Origin of the sequence: Nocardiopsis halotolerans DSM 44410 (assembly GCF_000341065.1) — a bacterium.
Lineage (GTDB): Bacteria > Actinomycetota > Actinomycetes > Streptosporangiales > Streptosporangiaceae > Nocardiopsis > Nocardiopsis halotolerans.
Genome location: NZ_ANAX01000345.1, coordinates 1 through 16,567 on the forward strand (window position 1 = coordinate 1; position 16,567 = coordinate 16,567).

Annotated in this window: 9 protein-coding genes; 3 read left to right on the forward strand and 6 right to left on the reverse strand. The window is 70.7% G+C overall.

All coding sequences use genetic code 11. From position 1 onward, the window contains the following. Positions 1-218 (reverse strand): ClpX C4-type zinc finger protein (locus D455_RS31675; protein ID WP_040685126.1); only part of this gene is annotated, 218 nt, incomplete at its 3' end. Between the two features lie 366 nt (positions 219-584). On the opposite strand from D455_RS31675, the gene D455_RS0125395 reads away from it, so the two are divergent. Then, entirely contained in the window at positions 585-1,349 is a 765-nt protein-coding gene (locus D455_RS0125395; RefSeq protein WP_017573476.1) for a hypothetical protein, read from the forward strand. 161 nt (positions 1,350-1,510) lie between these two features. Here the strand turns inward: D455_RS0125395 and D455_RS0125400 are convergent, their stop codons facing one another. After that, a complete protein-coding gene (locus D455_RS0125400) occupies positions 1,511-2,590 on the reverse strand; it encodes a TetR/AcrR family transcriptional regulator (protein ID WP_017573477.1) in 1,080 nt (359 codons plus the stop codon). Between the two features lie 122 nt (positions 2,591-2,712). Next, the gene (locus tag D455_RS31680) at positions 2,713-6,093 is read right to left on the reverse strand and encodes an NACHT domain-containing protein (RefSeq protein WP_017573478.1); all 3,381 of its coding nucleotides are present in this window, start codon (positions 6,091-6,093) and stop codon (positions 2,713-2,715) included. Between the two features lie 213 nt (positions 6,094-6,306). Here D455_RS31680 and D455_RS0125410 point away from each other — a divergent pair, with 213 nt between their 5' ends. Next, entirely contained in the window at positions 6,307-7,017 is a 711-nt protein-coding gene (locus D455_RS0125410; RefSeq protein ID WP_017573479.1) for a response regulator transcription factor, read from the forward strand. Between the two features lie 34 nt (positions 7,018-7,051). Further along, complete coding sequence (locus D455_RS32340; RefSeq protein ID WP_241480376.1) at positions 7,052-11,029, forward strand: MMPL family transporter; 3,978 nt, start codon at positions 7,052-7,054, stop codon at positions 11,027-11,029. A gap of 138 nt (positions 11,030-11,167) precedes the next feature. Here the strand turns inward: D455_RS32340 and D455_RS31690 are convergent, their stop codons facing one another. The 3 genes from D455_RS31690 to D455_RS0125430 all read right to left on the reverse strand — a co-directional run bounded on the left by D455_RS31690 (position 11,168) and on the right by D455_RS0125430 (position 15,999). Beyond that, entirely contained in the window at positions 11,168-11,995 is an 828-nt protein-coding gene (locus tag D455_RS31690; protein WP_083922444.1) for an alpha/beta hydrolase fold domain-containing protein, read from the reverse strand. Between the two features lie 501 nt (positions 11,996-12,496). Further along, positions 12,497-14,185: a hypothetical protein gene (locus D455_RS0125425; protein ID WP_017573482.1), complete on the reverse strand. Its 1,689-nt coding sequence runs from the start codon at positions 14,183-14,185 to the stop codon at positions 12,497-12,499. A gap of 332 nt (positions 14,186-14,517) precedes the next feature. Next, positions 14,518-15,999, reverse strand: coding sequence for a pectate lyase family protein (locus D455_RS0125430; RefSeq protein WP_017573483.1), 1,482 nt, complete (start codon positions 15,997-15,999; stop codon positions 14,518-14,520). Between the last annotated feature and the right edge of the window lie 568 nt (positions 16,000-16,567).

Genomic DNA, 16,567 nt, shown 5'->3' on the forward strand with positions numbered 1-16,567 from the left:
AGGAACTCGTAGATCTCCCGCGGCTTGGGCAGGGCGTCGTCGTCGGATCCCGTGGGGAGGGCGAAGTCCTCCTCCTCCATGATCTCGTTGCACAGGCCGACGCACTCGTCGCAGATACAGATGTGGCCGGGCCCGGCGATGAGCCTGCGGACCTGGCTCTGGTCCTTGCCGCAGAACGAGCACTTGAGCAGGGGCCCGCTGGCACCGGTGCGTGTCACTAGAAACGTTCTCCTCACGCGGGCAGCACCCGGGTGGATCGGCGGGGTCGCCCCCGGCCAGATGATCTGAACATCCGGATTATTCAAGGTATCCCCTGCCGGGCGCGAGCCGCAAAGCGACGACCGCGCCGGACCAGCGGTTCGAACCCACGCCCCAGCGCGCCCGAGCGGGGTGACCCTCCCCCGATCGTCAACTTCTGTTGACTTTTGCGGAGAGTCAACCTACGTTGACTCCTGAGGGGTGGGCCGCTCCCCCACCAGCGAGGACGCACGCGCCACGCGTCACCTCGCCCTGCCCGCACACGTGTCGGAGGGTCGGAGGGCGTCCGTCCTCCCCCGTGCGACAGACCCGAGAGGTGAGGAACCATGAGCATCGCCTTCGACGACCACGAGCCCGACCCCGAGGGCCTGCACCGGTGGACCGCGCACGGTTTCACCGTGGTCGAGGCCCTCCGCTGGATCGACGCCGGATTCCGGCTGGCGGAGGCCGAGCGCTGGCGCGCCAGCGGCGTGTACCGGCCCGGCCCCGCCCAGGAGTGGCGCGCGGCCGGACTGAGCCCGTACACGGTCCGGCCCATGCTCCGGGCGGGGATGACCCCTCGGGACGCCGTGCGCTGGCACGAACTGGGCTACTCCGCCTCCGAGGCGGCCGAGCGGCACCTGGCCGGTGAGCGCCCCCGACCGCGTCGGCCGTTGCGGGGGTTGTTGCCCGCGCGGCGGATCACCGGTCCCGACCTGAGCGAGGAACAGGCCCAGAGCATGGACGCACTGCTCTCGGCGGGGGTACCGGCGGCCACCGCGCGCGCCTACCTGGACGCGGGGTGGGACGGTGCCGACGCCGTGCCGTGGGCCCGCGCCGGGGTGGATCCGGTGCGGGCGAGGGTGTACCGGGTGATCGGGTTCTCACCCCGGGAGGGCGCGGGGCTGGGCGGGAACGGCCGCGACGCCCTGGAGTTCCTGTGCGAGTGGTGGGACGCGGGCGTGCCCCGGGAGGAGGTCGCCGCCTGGACGATGGCCGGGTTCGGTCCCGCCGAGGCCGCCCGGCTCCGGGCCGCGGGCACGGGTCCGCGGGAGGCGCGTGCGCTGCGCGCGTCGGGCGACCGGGCTCCGGAGGAGGACTCCCCCGAATGACGGGCGGGGCGGGCTTCGAGCCCCGTGGGCAGCGGGTTCCCGATCGCTGGGACCTCCCCTCGGAGAGGGAGGCCACGGTGATGGGATCCGACTGGTGGAGGACCTCTGGCCGTCGTGGGAGCGCTTCTGTTCCCGACTCCGTTTTCCGGTTCCAGGTCTGGCTATCGGCGGGCCGTGGACAGGTCGGCGGAGGCGACGGCGTGCCCGGCGCCTCGGGCGTCGGAGCGGGCGGTGATCCGCCCGTCGGCGACGCGGACGGCGGTCTCGGTCGTATCGTCCACCACGGGCACACCCACGGCGGCGGCGATCTCGCCGGACTCGTCGAAGACCACGCGCAGGCGCGGCCAGGCGTACTCCGGGAAGGCCTGGCGTAGGCAGCCGCACAGGTCGGCCACGGCCAGTCGCGCCAGCGGGGTCAGTTCGTCCGGGTCACCGGTGACCACCACGACGGTCACGGCGGCCCCGGCGGGCGCGGAACGCAGCGCCTCCTCGGCCGCTTCGAGGCGGTGCGTGCCCAGGACGGCCACGATCCCGTCCTCGGCGAGGGACACGGCCCGTCGGCGGACGGCGTCGAAGGCCTCCGGAGGCGACCAGTCCTCGTCGGCGGACCGGGCCGGGGAGACGTGCGGGAGGTGGGGCGGCCGCCAGACGTCCGCCAGGTCCAGGTCGGCCAACCGCTCACAGGCGCGGACGACGTTGAAGGGATCCACGAAGCCGGGGGCGACGTCGGCCATCTGACCGGCTCCGTACAGGGTGGTGAGCACGGTCTCGGCCACGCGCGTCCGGCGTCCGCCCGGCTCGGGCGGCGGTTCCAGTGCTTCCAGGGACAGGCTGAGCAGGACCGCGTTCAACCGCATGAGCTGGGCGAAGGCGTTGCGGGTCGGTTCGTCGGCGAGGACCTCGGGGGTGAGCCCGGCACCGGTCCGCAGGGGCTCGCCGGTGACGGGGAGTCGGGAGGCCCAGGCGTGGGCGAGCGCGCTCAGGGCGGTGTGCGCGGTGCGCCCGGGTTCGGGGCGCGGCCCCTCGGCGGCGTGCTCGGCGGTGTCGGCCAGGACCGAGAAGTACAGGGCGCGCTTGCCGGGGAAGTTGGAGTAGACCGCGCCCCGGGTGAGGTCGGCGCGTTCGGCGATGCGGTCGACCTTGGCGTCACGGAAGCCGTGTTCGGCGAACTCGTCCCTGGCCGCGGACAGCACGCGGGCCCGGTTGCGGGCCTGTCGCTCCGCCCTGGTGAGCCGGGCCATCGTCCTCCCTCGCTTCGGCGCCCATCCATCCTAGTTGGGATACTCCGGACATCCGGATACGGGGAGCATCCCGATGCCCTGGTCATCCGAGCCCCGCGCCTGGGCTTCGGAGAGCACAGTTGTCATGGGCTGTGGGGTTCCTTGTGAGGTTCTTCGATGATGCGCCCCTTGACCGCATCCCGGTTGCGCACGTCCTGACCCGCCCGAATGCGGATCGTGAGATTGGCGTTGTCCGCAACCGGCATCAGATCCAGCCCTGGCCTGGCATCGACAAGCCAAAGCGAACGAAGGTGACTGTTGGCGGCCAGCGGTGTCAAGGAGGAGAGGTTCTTGCAACCATCCAGATAGAGCTCTGACAGTTCGAGTTCCCCCAGGGAAGCCAGATCCTCTACCAGCAGGCCTCTCAGGTCGAGCCGCTGAAGCTCGTGCTGCAAGGAGAGGGGGCTCAGGTCCTGCACCCGGGGAAGATCTCTGATATACAATTCACGCAATTGCAATGCGGACAGTGGTTCGAGATCCGTGACCCACGGACAGTCCGAGAGATTCAGAGTGGTGATGCCTGGTGCTCTCGCCACCACTTCGACCAGGCCACCGTCCAGTCGGGGATTCAGCAACCCCAGCCCGGCGATCTGACCCGTGAGAGGAAGCTGTTCTACACTCGCCAGGTTCTGACAGTCGATAAGCCAGAGTTGCACGAGCTGACGTTGGGACATGAGCGGATCGAAGTCCGTCACATCGTCCAAACAACGCAACCACAGTTCATCCAGCTGAGGCATACGGCTAATAAAAGAAATATCATCCAGGCCGGTGAAGCCCACACTGAGTTCGCGCATTTCCCGGAACCCGGTGAACACCTCTGGGTCAACCTCGCGGTCGAAATTTGTATGGAATTCTCGTAGTGTCCCAGCATGGTGACGTAGTGGACCAAGGTCCGTGGCCTGGTTTCGCATGAGAGAGATTCCGTACAACGGAGGCAGGCCAGCGAGGAAGGAAAGGTCCTCCAAATCAGGCACGTGTACCCACAATTGCCGAAGCCTGCGGAGGCCTCCCAAACGGGCTAATGCATCAAGCTGGTTCGGAGCCTCGACGAGGAGTCGACCATCCCTCAGCGGAGCGTCGTCTAGTACGCGCCGCGCGTACTCTCCTGGGTCGAAGTAAGCCCAATCACGCTGCAAGCCATGCTGGACCCTGGGCCGATCATCCTGGCGGTATCCGGTGAGCAGGTCCAGCGCCCGGGGACCGTTGATGAGTGCTGCAGTGTGCACCGTAGCCCTCGCCTGCGCCTCCGTGAGCCCGTCCAGACTCGTCGGAAGGCGGTCCAGCACCGCCTCGCCCGCCGTGGACAGCGAACGCGCCGTCGCCATATCCCGAGGCGGGACCACATCATCGACACAGGCGTGGATCTGCCCCCGCAGCTCCACCGGCACCGTCGAGGCGGTCTCCAGGCAGGCTGCGGCCAGCAGCTTCAGATAGCGGGCGTGCCGAATCTCCTCCTGCGCCCGACTCAGGATTCCGCCCAACAGTTCCGCCAACTGCGGCCCGTTGGCGTGCCCGACCGCCATGACGACCGTCTCCCGCCAGCCGGGTTTGTGCGCCTGCTCGACCAGGTACTCGACGTCGTGGTCGTAGATCGCCTGCTTGGCGGTCAGGTACTCCTGCACGGTGCGGTGCACGAAGTCCACCCGGCCCTCGACCGGTTCCCGCAGCACACCGCTGCGCTGGAGCAGGTGCTCGGTGACGATCTCGGCCGTGTCATCCACCCGGGGCATCGTGGCCAGCCGGTCCTCGATCTCGCGCAGCACCACCGGTTTGGGCAGCTCGGACCGGGAGGAAACCGACAACCGCCAGGCCAGGTCCTGCAAGAGGCGCGACTTCTGCGCGTAGTCCAGATCCACGTCACGGAAGGCGGGAACACCGCGTTCACCGTCCCTGCGATCCAGCAGCATCTCCAGCGTCGCCGCGTACAACCCCATGCGGTCACGCGGCAGACGGGTGGCGTGGTCCAGGTTCAGAGCACACAGCATCGCGGCCAGCAGCGGTGTCGCGGCCAGGGCACGCAGGTGTGGCGCACCCTCCAGCCGCGCGAGAAGGGAGTTCTCGTACCCGGGTAGCTCCTCCACCGCACACGGCAATCCGGGAGAGTCCGCGATCGCCTGGTGCCACTGCCGGATCAACTCCCGTAGGTCGTCCGGGCTCATGGGTTCCAGATGGGCGGTGGTGAACCCCTCCCCCTTCAGCCAACGAGCGCTGGCGGCGGCCGGGCGGCTGGTGACGACCACCCGCACCCCGGGGAAGGCCACCAGCAGGTCACGCAGCCATCCGGGTACTTTCCGCCGCTGGGTCGTGGACAGCTCGTCGACCCCGTCCACGAGCAGCAGCGCCTTCCCGGACCTGAGACGGCGGTGCACCCAGCCCCTGGGCATGAGGCCGGTGAGCGCGTCCGCCGTCCCGTCCAGGAAGTGCTCGGGTCTGGGCAGCTCCCCGTCGGCGTGGCTGCGCAGCTTGACGAGGAAGGGCGTACACCCGTTCCACTCGTGCAGCTCGGAGCCGAAACCCCGCCGTACGGCCGTGATCGCCAGCCACCGCAGCAACGTGCTCTTGCCCGAACCGGCCTCGCCCCGGATCAGCGTGCGCCGCCGGTCGCCCAGCGCCGCCTCCACCCGCATGGTGGCGGAGACGCGGTCCTCCGTGTGCCAGCGCTCCCCCGTCATCGACAGGTGGCCCATGCGGCGATCGGCGTCCCCCGCGCCCTCCCTGCGTTCGGCGGACACACTCAGGCTGATGTAGGCCACGCTCAGCGAGGTCTGCGGACGGTAGCGCCGCACCTGGACTCCGAACAGCTCCACGTGGTCCAGGACCCGGCTGACGTGGTCGGCGTAGCGGCGCCCGAACTCCTCGTCGTCGTCAACGCCCTCCGGGGCGTCCAGCGAGCGGGGCGGTATCCGGGCGAGGACGGTCGAGACCTGCTCGGACAGCCCCGACAGGCGACCCAGGACCTCGACGGCCGCACGCGGTTCGAACTGGGGCAGCTCGATCACGATGCGGACCAGGTCGTCGCAGCACTCCGCCAGCAGCACGTCGAACAGCCGCGCCCCGGCCTCACCCAGCTCGAAGCGCGGATCTCCCCGTCGCATCCGCGAACGCACGTCCCGAGCCAGGACCACCGGGTCGGCGTCGGCCTCGAACAGGGCGGCGTCCGTCAGGTCCGCCTCCTCCAGCACCTCCGTGACCTCCGCGAGCACGGCGGCCTTGTCCGCCTCGGTGAGGCCGCGCAGCTCGTGTTCACACAACGGCTGCAACCGCTCCATCACCGCGAGAGCGATCCCCTCGATCTGGTGCTCGACCCTCCTCCGCGCGACGGCGTCGCGGAAACTGACCCGGATCAACTCCGTCAGATCCCTGCCGCGGTCGGCCTCCGCCGCCCTCCGCGCGAGCCACACGCGGCCCGCCTTCGTCGCGACCGTCTTGGCCGTCGTCACCACCGCCGTCTCCAGCACCGCCATGCGCTCCCCGCGTCCTCCCGCCGGTTCCCGACCAACCGTGTCGGCCCCGAAGATAGAGCCGCCAGGCCCGGCGTGGAAGGGAAACCGGGAAAATTCCCACAGGGACCGGACAAGGGCACCGGATCCCTCACCCGACTGCCGACACCGGGACACCCAACTCGGCGGGTGTGTCTCTCAGGGATCTCTCATCTTGTCCTGGTTCGATGGGGTCCGATGAGCAAGCACACCATCCTCGTGGTGGACGACGCGCCCAACATCGTCGACCTCGTCGCCACGGTCCTGGGGTTCCACGGTTTCCACGTCGTGACGGCGACGTCACTGGAGCGGGCGCGCCGCGCGGTGGCCGACCACGACCCCGACCTCCTCGTCGTCGACGTCATGCTGCCCGACGGGGACGGCTACACCCTGTGCCAGGAGGTCCGGGCCAGCAGGCCCGAGACCGGCATCGTCTTCCTGACCGCGCGCGACGCGCCCGGTGACCGCATCGCCGGGCTCACCTACGGGGGCGACGACTACATCACCAAGCCGTTCGAGATGGACGAGCTGGTCGCCCGCGTCCGCGCCGTCCTGCGCCGCCTGCGGCCCCGCCCCGAGGACGAGGAGCACCCGGCGCACCGCGTCCTGCGCGTGGACGACGTCGAACTGGACCAGGACCTGTTCGAGGTCCGCCGCGCCGGGGAACCGATGCACCTCTCGCGTACCGAGTACGAGCTCCTGCGGTACCTCATGGAGAACGCCGACCGGGTGCTCTCGCGGGAGCAGATCATCGACCACGTGTGGAGCATGGACTACAGCGGCAGCTCCAACATCGTCGACACCTACATCCGCTACCTGCGGCGCAAGCTCAACGCGGTGGGTCCCAACCTCATCCACACGCACCGGGGCTTCGGCTACACCATGCGCGGCGGCGGGGAGCGGTCGTGATCGCGCGCCGCCCGGCCGGGTGGAGGTCCGCGCCGTGACCCTGCGCGCCAGACTGATCGCCCTGCTGATGGCGATCACCACCCTGGCCCTGGCGATCGTGGTCTCCGTGGGCGCCCTCACCCTGCGCTCCTACCTGACCGACCGGCTGGACGGGCAGCTGGAGCTCATCGCCGAGTTCGTCCGCGCCCAGCAGGACTCGATCTTCACCGACGACCTCGACGCGCTGATCGGCGAGGTGAGCGCGCCCCGGGAGCTCTTCGTCGAGGTCGACTCCCCCTCCGTCGACCACCGGGACCCCACGTTCGACTCCTCACTGCTGGACGCGGTCGCCGGGCGGGTGGAGAACGGCACCCCGACGACCGTCGAACACGAGGGCACCCCCTACCGGATCACGTACCTGGAGCTGCCCCGCCACTCGGCGCGCCTGGTGGTGGCCCTGCCCCTGGAACCGGTGGAGGAGGCCGTCGGCCGCCTGGTCCTGACCGGCACCGTGACCTCCGTGCTGCTCCTGGGCGTGTGCGGCTCCGTCGCCTCCTCCGTGCTGCGCTGGGGGCTGCGCCCGCTGGGGGACGTGGTGGACACGGCCGAGGCGATCGCCGACGGCGACACGGACCGCCGGGTCCCGGTGGACCCGCACCGGGCCCGCACCGAGACCGGGCGTCTGACCGTGTCGATCAACCGTATGCTGGCGCACCTCCAGTCGGCGATCCGGTCGAGGACGGACTCCGAGGAGCGCATGCGCCGCTTCGCCGCGGACGCCTCACACGAGTTGCGCACGCCCCTGACGGTGGTGCGCGGGTACCTCCAGATGCTCGCCGGGGGCATGGTCACCCTGGAGGAGCGGCCGGACGTGATCCCCCGGGCGCAGGCGGAGGCCGAACGCATGTCGCGCCTGGTGGAGAACCTGCTCTACCTGTCGCGGCTCAACGAGCGCGCCGAGGCCGTCCCCTCGGCCCGGCCGTCGGTCGTCCCCCTGGCGGAGCTGGTGCGCGACTGCGTGTCCGACGCGCGCGCCGCCGCTCCCGACCGTCTCATCCGCACCGAGATCCGGGACGAGTGCCTGGTCACCGGGGACCGGGACTCCCTGCACCAAGCCCTCGCCAACGTCCTGGCCAACGTGCTCACCCACACCCCGCCCGACAGCGACGCGGTCGTGCGCCTGGAACGGGTCGACGGGCGGGCCGTGCTGGAGGTCTCCGACTCGGGTCCGGGCATCGGCCCCGAGTCGGCGGCCTTCGTGTTCGACCGCTTCTACCGTGATCCGGCCGCGCACGAGCGCGAGGGCAGCGGGCTGGGCCTGTCCATCGTCAGCGCGGTCATGGCCGCGCACGGGGGCGACGCCCGCCTGCGTTCGACGGTCGAGGAGGGCACGACCGTGACGCTGACCTTCCCGCCGCGCGGAGCCGCCCCCGCCGGTGACGAAGGCCTCACGCCGACGGGCGGGTTCCCATCCGATTCTCATCCTCCTCGCAGGTCTTCCTCATCCGCGCCCGATGGCCTGGAGCCGTGGTCAGCGGATCCCCACGCCCGGTCGGGGTTTCGCAAGGCCGGTGAGGCACGGAAGAGGCGGAGTATGGCGACACTGTTGTACCGGATCGGATCCTTCTCCTACCGCAGACGGTGGTGGGTGCTCGGGGCGTGGCTGGCGCTGATCGCGGTCGCCGCCACGGCGGCGTTCGCCTTCCGCGCGCCCATGAGCGACACCTTCGAGATCCCCGGCACGGAGTCACAGGAAGCCGCGGACATGCTCGCCGAGCGCTTCCCCGAACGCGGCGGCGGCACGGTCACCGTCGTGGTGCGGGCGCCGGAGGGAGAGGACCTGACGGCTTCGGAGGAGTACCGGGAGGCCGTCAACGCCACCGCCGAGGAACTCGGGGACGTCGAGGGCGTGGAGGGCGTCACCAACCCGTTCGCGCTGCTCTCCGAGGCGCGTGACGCCCACGACGCCGCCATCGCCGAAGCCGAGCAGGAAGCCCGCGACCTGGCCCGTCAGGAGGTCGAGGGGCAGGTGCCCGAGGGCGCTCCCGGCCGGGACGCGCTCATCGCCCAGGCGCAGGAGCAGGCCTCGGAGCGGGTCGCGGCGGAGAGCCCCGGCTTCGACAGGGCGGCGGCCCTCGAACAGATTCCGCTGTTCTCCGACGATCAGCGGGCATCGCTGCTCCAGGTGCAGCTGGAGGAGCCCGACAGCGATGTCGACCAGGAGACGGTCGACGCGATCCTGGACAGCGGTGACGAGGCCCGTGACGCCGGGCTGACGGTGGAGTACAGCGGTCAGTCGCTGTCCATGGGAGTCCCGGTCATGGGTGTCGGGGAGATCCTGGGCGTGGTCGTGGCCCTGATCGTGCTGATCCTCAACTTCGGGGCCCTGGTCCTGGCCGGGATGCCGATCCTCATCGCCCTGGCCGGTGTGGGTCTGGGCATGGCCTCCGTCTTCTCCCTGGCCTCCGTGCTGGAGCTGAGCAGCACGGCGCCCATCCTGGCGGTGATGCTCGGCATCGCCGTGGGCATCGACTACTCGCTGTTCGTCCTGTCCCGCCACCGCCAGCAGCTCGCCGAGGGCATGGACCCGCAGGAGTCGACCGCGCGGGCGATCGGCACCGCGGGCAGCGCCGTGGTGTTCGCCGGGGTCACGGTGATGATCGCCCTGGTGGGTCTGAACGTGGTGGGCGTGCCCTTCCTCGGTGTCATGGGCGTGGTCGCCTCGGTGACGGTGTTCACCGCCGTACTGGGGGCGATCACCCTGCTGCCCGCCCTGCTCGGGTTCCTGGGTGACCGGGTCGGCGCCCTGCGGATCCCGGTCCTGGGCCGCCGCTCGGAGGCCTCACTGACCGCGAAGGAGACGCTGAGCAGCAGGTGGGCCCGGTGGCTGGTGCGCCACCCGGTGCTGCCCGTGGTCGCGGTGGTGCTGGCCCTGGGAGCGGCCACGCTTCCGGCGACGGACCTGCGTCTGGGGCTGCCCAACGACTCCACGGCCGCCGAGGACACCACCCAGCGACAGGCCTACGAGGTCATCAGTGAGGAGTTCGGTCCCGGGTACGCCTCGCCGCTGCTGCTGGTGGCCGACCTGCGCGACTCCTCCGACCGCGAGGCCGCGGCCGAGGGGATCGCCGAGCGCGTGGAGGGGGTCGAGGGCGTGGAGGAGGTCCATCCTCCCGCCTACAACGGTTCCGGGGACACCGCGATCATCACGGTGCTGCCGGAGGAGGGGCCGTCGAGCACGGCGACCGAGGACCTGCTGCACGACATCCGCGACGAACGCGGCGCGATGGAGGCCGACACCGGAGCGGTCATCTCGGTCACCGGGGCGACCGCGGCGGCGATCGACGTCTCCGAACGGCTCAACGAGGCGCTGCCGCTGTTCCTGGCCATCGTCGTGGGGCTGGCGCTGGTCCTGATGATGCTGGTCTTCCGGTCGGTGCTGGTGCCGCTGAAGGCCGCCCTGGGGTTCGTCCTCAGTGCGGGCGCGGCGCTGGGTCTGACCGTGGCCGTCTTCCAGCAGGGTCACGGCGCGGAGCTGCTGGGCGTGGAGAGCGCCCCGACGCTGCTGGCCTTCCTGCCCATCCTGCTGCTGGGCGTGCTCTTCGGTCTGGCCATCGACTACGAGGTCTTCCTCGTCTCACGGATGCGGGAGGAGTTCACCCACGGGGCCGACGCGCGGGAGGCCGTGGTCACGGGCTTCCGTCAGGGGGCACGTGTGGTCACCGTGGCCGCGGTGATCATGGTGTCGGTGTTCGGGTCGTTCGTGTTCGGCCACGACGAGATGATCAAGCCGATCGCGTTCGCCCTGGCGGTGGGTGTGCTGGTGGACGCCTTCCTGGTGCGGATGACGCTGGTCCCGGCGCTGATGTCGCTGTTCGGCCGCGCGGCCTGGTGGCTGCCCCGGTGGTTGGGCGGGCTGCTGCCCCCGGTCGACATCGAGGGTGAGGGGCTCGCCCACGGGTCCGTGAAGGGGGACGCGGCCGCGGCCGCGGATCCGGTGGGGGACGGGGAGGACGCCGCGTCGCGGCTCTGACCGACGGGTCCCCCGTGGGGCAGGAGAACACCTGACGAGAACGCCCGGACGGAATCCGCTGGATTCCGGCCGGGCGTTCTCCGTGCACGGGCACGGCCCCGTGGGGGCACGGCCTTCACGCGGAGGCACGGTCCCGGGTCAGCCGAGGCGGTCGGCCCACTCCCGCAGGCGGCTGAGGAACGTCCGCCCGGTCGGCGGCGGGTCCTCGACGATCCCCGCGAGGTGGAAGACGTGCGGCATGCCCTCGTACAGGTCGACGGAGGCGTCGACCCCCGCCGTCGCGGCGGCCTCGGCGAACCGCCGCGCGTCGTCCAGGAACAGCTCGTCGCCGCCGACGGGGAGGAGCAGCGGCGGCAGGCCGCGCAGGTCGCCGTGGAGGGGTGACTGCGGCGCCCGGTCGGGGGCGGCCCCCGCCAGGTACCGGGGCAGGATGTGCTCCATGATCGCACCGCCGACCAGGTCCCGGTCCTCGTTCGCGGTGAGCGAGGGGCCGGAGAGGGTGAGGTCGGTCAGCGCCGAGACCGGGACCGCTCCGGCCGGGAGCGGGGTTCCCTCCTCCTTGAGGACCAGGAGCGCCGACAGCAGCAGGGTGGCGCCCGCCGACTCCCCGGCCAGGATGACCCGTGACGCGGGCACCCCCTGGTCGAGCAGGGACCGGTAGACGGCCACCACGTCCTCGACCGGCGCGGGGAAGGGGTGTTTCGGGGAGAGCCGGTAGTCGACGCGCAGCGCGGGGCGTCCGGTGGCCCGGGACAGGCGCTGGGCCAGAATCCGCTCCGTTCCGGGGTGGGTGTGCTCGAAGCCGCCCCCGTGCACGTACACGAGCGCGCCCCGGTCGATCCCCGACCGGTCGGCGTCGATCCAGTCGCAGGGGACGCCGCCGGTGTGCGGGAGCAGGGGCTCGGTGCCCGTGTCCTCCGGCAGGGTGGCGGAGAAGAGCGTTCCCGAGGTGAGGAGTTCGCGCAGGGCGGCGCGCTCCTCCGCGGTGGCCGGTACACGGGTGGTCGTCGCGGTTGTGGGAATGGCGTTTTTCCTTTCCTGTTTTCTCGCATGCTGAATACACGTACGGCGGCCCGTGGAATGGACACACGGAAAACGCCCGATCGGGAGAATCCCCGGGGCGGGTCACGGACACGACCGAGGGGTGCAAGGTGGACCGGCGTACGGACGCGGTCATCGTCGGCCGCCGCCGGGGCGGCTGGAGGAAACCGTGGGGAACACGCGGCCCCACGGGGGTCGTGGGAACGGACCGGCCGCGGAGGGCGTGGGGGAAGAAGGCTCTAGAGGAGGGCCTGGAAGCACGTCATGGCGGCATCAACTCCTCGAGATCGGGTGCCGCCCGCCCGTACGTCATCGCTACGGCGCCGCGCGACACGGAAGGCAATTTATGCCGCGCGGCGGAAAACTGTCAAGCGGAGCCGGTCGAACGGGAAAGGAGAAATGGCACCGGCCGATTGTCTCCTCCGGTCACACCTGCGGCTCCTGTGACTCCCAACCGAACCTGCGGCGGAGCCACGCGGGGACGTACTCCGCGTCGCGGGGGAAGTAGAGGGCGTCCAGGGCGTAGTCGAAGTCCCTGGGAGCGAGGCCGAAGGCGGGTTCGGTGTCGTAGTCGTAGCGGGCGCGGAAGCGGCCGGGTCGCTCGACGACGTACTCGACGCCGAACCACGTGCCCTGCTTCGGCGCGTACATGCCCTCCCGCAGCCTGGACAGCATGCGGCGCACCGGGGAGGGGACACGCGGTGACGTCTCCGCGCCGGACTCGTCGACCTCCCGCAGGTCCACGCTCGTGTATCCGACCACGGCACGGTAGGACAGGCGGATCTCGTGCCAGTCCTCGCCCACAGCCCTCAGGAGCTCCTGACCGACGTCGACCAGGAGTCGCTGCTGTTCCTCCCGGGACAGCGGGGCCGGGGGAACGCTCGGTGTCCCGCCCGGTCGCACAGCGGGCACGGGCCCGGTCCGCCGGGTCTCCTCCGAGGCCAGGTGGGCCCAGTCCGGCCGCCAGCGCGGTTCACGCCCGCGCAGCTCCTCCATGACCGTCTGGGACCAGACACGACCGCCCATGGGATCACTCGGAGCGTGCCAGCGCGGCCAGTGGTCGTAGGCCCGCTCGACCTCGACCGTCTCGGCCGTGACGACCACTCTGAGGAAGAACCACCGGCCGTGCTCGGGATGGGCCTCGACGTCCCGGAGGGTGCGCAACAGGGGACCCAGCCCCACGCCCCCGAGGACCTCCTCGCCCGACTCCTTGGTGATCCTCCAGCCGCCGGTGACGCCGTGGGTGAGCGTGGTGCTCGTTCCCGCGTCGAGGGCGTTGTCCCGGATCCAGTCCGCGACGTCGTCCAGGGCCCGGCTCGGCGCGGGGGCCGGGCGCTCCGCCTCCCGTCCCCGGCGCATGGCGTCGCCGACCAGCAGTCCCCACCCGGGCTCGCCGAGGGCCGCGGGCCGGGGCCGCTCGGGTCTGCTCCGCCCCGCACTCATCGTGGGACGCTCCGCCCCGGGTAGTAGCCCGCCGTCCCGGGCGACCGCCAGAACGGCCTCCACGTCGGGTTCCGTGGCCTCCACGAGGTCGAGGAGTTCCTCCACCCGTGTACCGTCGAGCGCGCCGGACTCCGCGTCCAGCACCACGTTCCGGGCCGTCTCCCTCGCCGCGTCCCGGAGTCGGAGCTCCTCCCCACGCGATCGGTCGGACAGGAGACAGTCCAGCATCTGTTCCACCGTGCCGTCCACGGAGGACGTCCTGGACAGGATCGCTTCCAGGCCGTCGTCGTCCAGGTCGTCGGGGTAGGGCGTGCGCGCCCACGCACCGTCCCACCAGTAGACGAACGCGACGCGTTCGGCGGCCTCCAGTTCGGTGACCCAGCTCCAGGGCAGCCACACCGGGGCGTCCTGGAGGAGGTCGAAGGGGCGTGACACGTAGTCGAGGGTCTCGCTGAACTCGTGGTCGTAACCGACCAGGACGGCCCTGTCCCCCTCAGCCCACGCCAGGCGCCAGGTGTTCCCGCCCCCGTCGTCGTAGAGCAGGGCCCGGCCCTCGAACGACAGGAGGCTGCGCCGCTGTGTGGCGCCCATGGCGGCCAGGGCCACGCCGTGGGCCCACAGCACGCGGGGCGGAGGAAGGTCGTCGGGACGTCCGGGACGGTGGAACTTCACGGGGGCTCTTCCTGACGGGCTCGGGGCGAGGCTGGTCTCACGGCTTCTCGTCAGGAGGGTACGGCGCCCCCGTGACACGTCCGAGCGATGGAGGTCCCGCCATGGAGCGCGCGCCGGGACGGCGCGCCGGGGCCCGTTCCCCGGAGGGCACCACGGGGTGGTCCGTGGGCGGACCGACCACAGCCCGGTTCGGTGCCCTCGGGGCCCGCTTCGCGGATTCCCCGGTCCGGCCTCTGTGCAGGGGGAAGCCCTGGCGGGCCGTGCCGCCAGGGCTCTCACCGGGGTGAGCTTCGTCGGGGCGGACGCGGGGGGTGTCGTCCGCCTTCCGGCGGTTATCCGGCGTAGGTCTCGAACTCGGCGACGCGCGGCGTGCCGTTCGAACTGGTGATCACGAAGTCGATCTTCCGAAGCGTCGTCGAGTCGAAGGTGATGGCACCCGCACCGCTGCCGGTGGCCAGGACGGCACCGCTGTCGTGGTCGACGACCCGCCAGGAGCCGATGTTGCCCTCGGCTCCGGCCGCCTCGCGGACGTTGATCGCGGACACCGTGGCGTTGGAGTCCCACTTGACCGAGATGCGACCGGTCGAGCCGTCCGGCGACCAGTAGGTGCCCATGTCACCGTCGACGACGTTCCCGTAGCTGGTCCCGCTGGCCTTGCTGGAGCCGTCGGCGCCGGCCCCGAGGCTGAGGTTGGTTCCGTCGGGCGGGTCCGTCGGCTCCGGCTCCGGGTCGGTCGGCGGGTCGGTCGGCTCCGGCTCCGGGTCGGTCGGCGGATCGGTCGGCTCCTCCGCCTCGCAGTTGCCGTCCGAGACACGGTTGCCCTTGCCCGCGCCCGCGATCTGGTCGAGCACCCCCGGCACGCAGCCGGCGTCGTCGAGCTCGTAGGAGTACGGAATGCTCACCGAGGTGGTGGACTGCGGGTCGGGGCCGGCGGGGTAGTTCTCGTCGCCCTCGCTGGACCAGGTCACGTTGTCGAAGATGTTGCCGCTGACCTCCCAGGTGCCCCTCTCGTCGGTGTAGAAGGTGCCCAGGACGTCCTTGGAGTCCTCGAAGTAGTTGTTCTCCACCTTCGCGCGGGCCCCGGCACGGGAGTTGATGCCGGACTTCTCGATCCCGACGTAGTGGTTGCTGTACATGTGCCCTATGCCGCCGCGCAGGAGGGGCGCACGCGAGTCGAGGTTCTCGAACCGGTTGTGGTGGTACGTGACGTAGCCGTTCGAGCGGTCGCTCTCGCTGGATCCGACCAGGCCGCCGCGGCCGGAGTTGCGCAGGATGCTGTGGGAGAGGGTGACGTACTGGGTGTTGTTCTTCATGTCGAAGAGGCCGTCGTAGCCCTCCGACTCCCCGCCCGACGCCTCCAGGGTGACGTGGTCGACCCAGACGTTGCGGACGTCGCTCTCCATGCCGATGGCGTCACCGCCGTTGGACGTGGGAGAGCCGGACTTCTTGACGTTCCGGACGGTCACGTTCTGGATGATGATGTTGCTGGACTCCCGGACGTGGATGCCCAGCTGGTCGAACACGGCTCCGCCGCCGGTACCGACGATCGTGACGTTGCTGATCCTCTTGAGCTCGATCACGTCGTCGGCGGTGTCACAGCTGTCGCCCGACACCTTGGAGGTGTTGCCGTGGTTGATGGTTCCTTCCACCTCGATGATGATCGGGGTGCTGGCGCTGGCCCGGTTGCACAGGGCCTCGTGGATCTCGGTCCCGGTCGTGGCCCGTACCGTCTCTCCGCCCGCGCCGCCGGTGGTTCCGCCGTTCTGGGTGGCGTAACCCGTGGCCTCACCGGTCTGCGCCGACGCCGGGGACATCGGCAGGGTCGTCAGACCGGCCGCNCGGCCAGCGACGGCACGAGCCGGCGCATGGTTGATCGTCTCACTGCTTGCCTCTCCTGGTGGGGGGTCGAACACTGACGTGCTCTCACACCCGAGAGTAAAGAAAGCGCTTTCCATGTCAAGGGGGTTAATGCAACCGTTTGTAAGAAGGTCAGACCCTCAAGTGATCCGGCATTCCTGTGGCCTGCGCTTTCGTTGGCGTTCGGTGCCGAATTCGGAACCGAGTACCTCAAAGCATGCAACCGCTTGGAATGCCTCAGCGGCGACGCGACGGCCCGGGGAGCGCGGTCGCGCACGAGCGCGGGAGCACCTTGGGCCGGTGGGCCCGCGAGCGAACCGGCCACGGCCCCGCACCGCCCGCCGAGGAGCTCGCACCCCCGGGGCGAGCCCGGCCGCCTCCTGGACGGGCGGAATCAGCGACACACCTCTCGCGACACCATGACAAAAATGAAGAAACGTGCACAAACAGGCACTTCGGACCCAAGCAAGCAGGTTGGGCCTCAGCGCGCACAGAGCCCGCGAACCCGTACGTGGACTCAGCGGT

Coding starts and splice junctions, on each gene's coding strand:
- D455_RS31680 (WP_017573478.1), bottom strand. CDS start 6,093: ATGGCGGTGCTGGAGACGGCGGTGGTGACGACGGCCAAGACGGTCGCG.
- D455_RS0125400 (WP_017573477.1), bottom strand. CDS start 2,590: ATGGCCCGGCTCACCAGGGCGGAGCGACAGGCCCGCAACCGGGCCCGC.
- D455_RS0125430 (WP_017573483.1), bottom strand. CDS start 15,999: ATGTCCCCGGCGTCGGCGCAGACCGGTGAGGCCACGGGTTACGCCACC.
- D455_RS0125410 (WP_017573479.1), top strand. CDS start 6,307: ATGAGCAAGCACACCATCCTCGTGGTGGACGACGCGCCCAACATCGTC.
- D455_RS0125395 (WP_017573476.1), top strand. CDS start 585: ATGAGCATCGCCTTCGACGACCACGAGCCCGACCCCGAGGGCCTGCAC.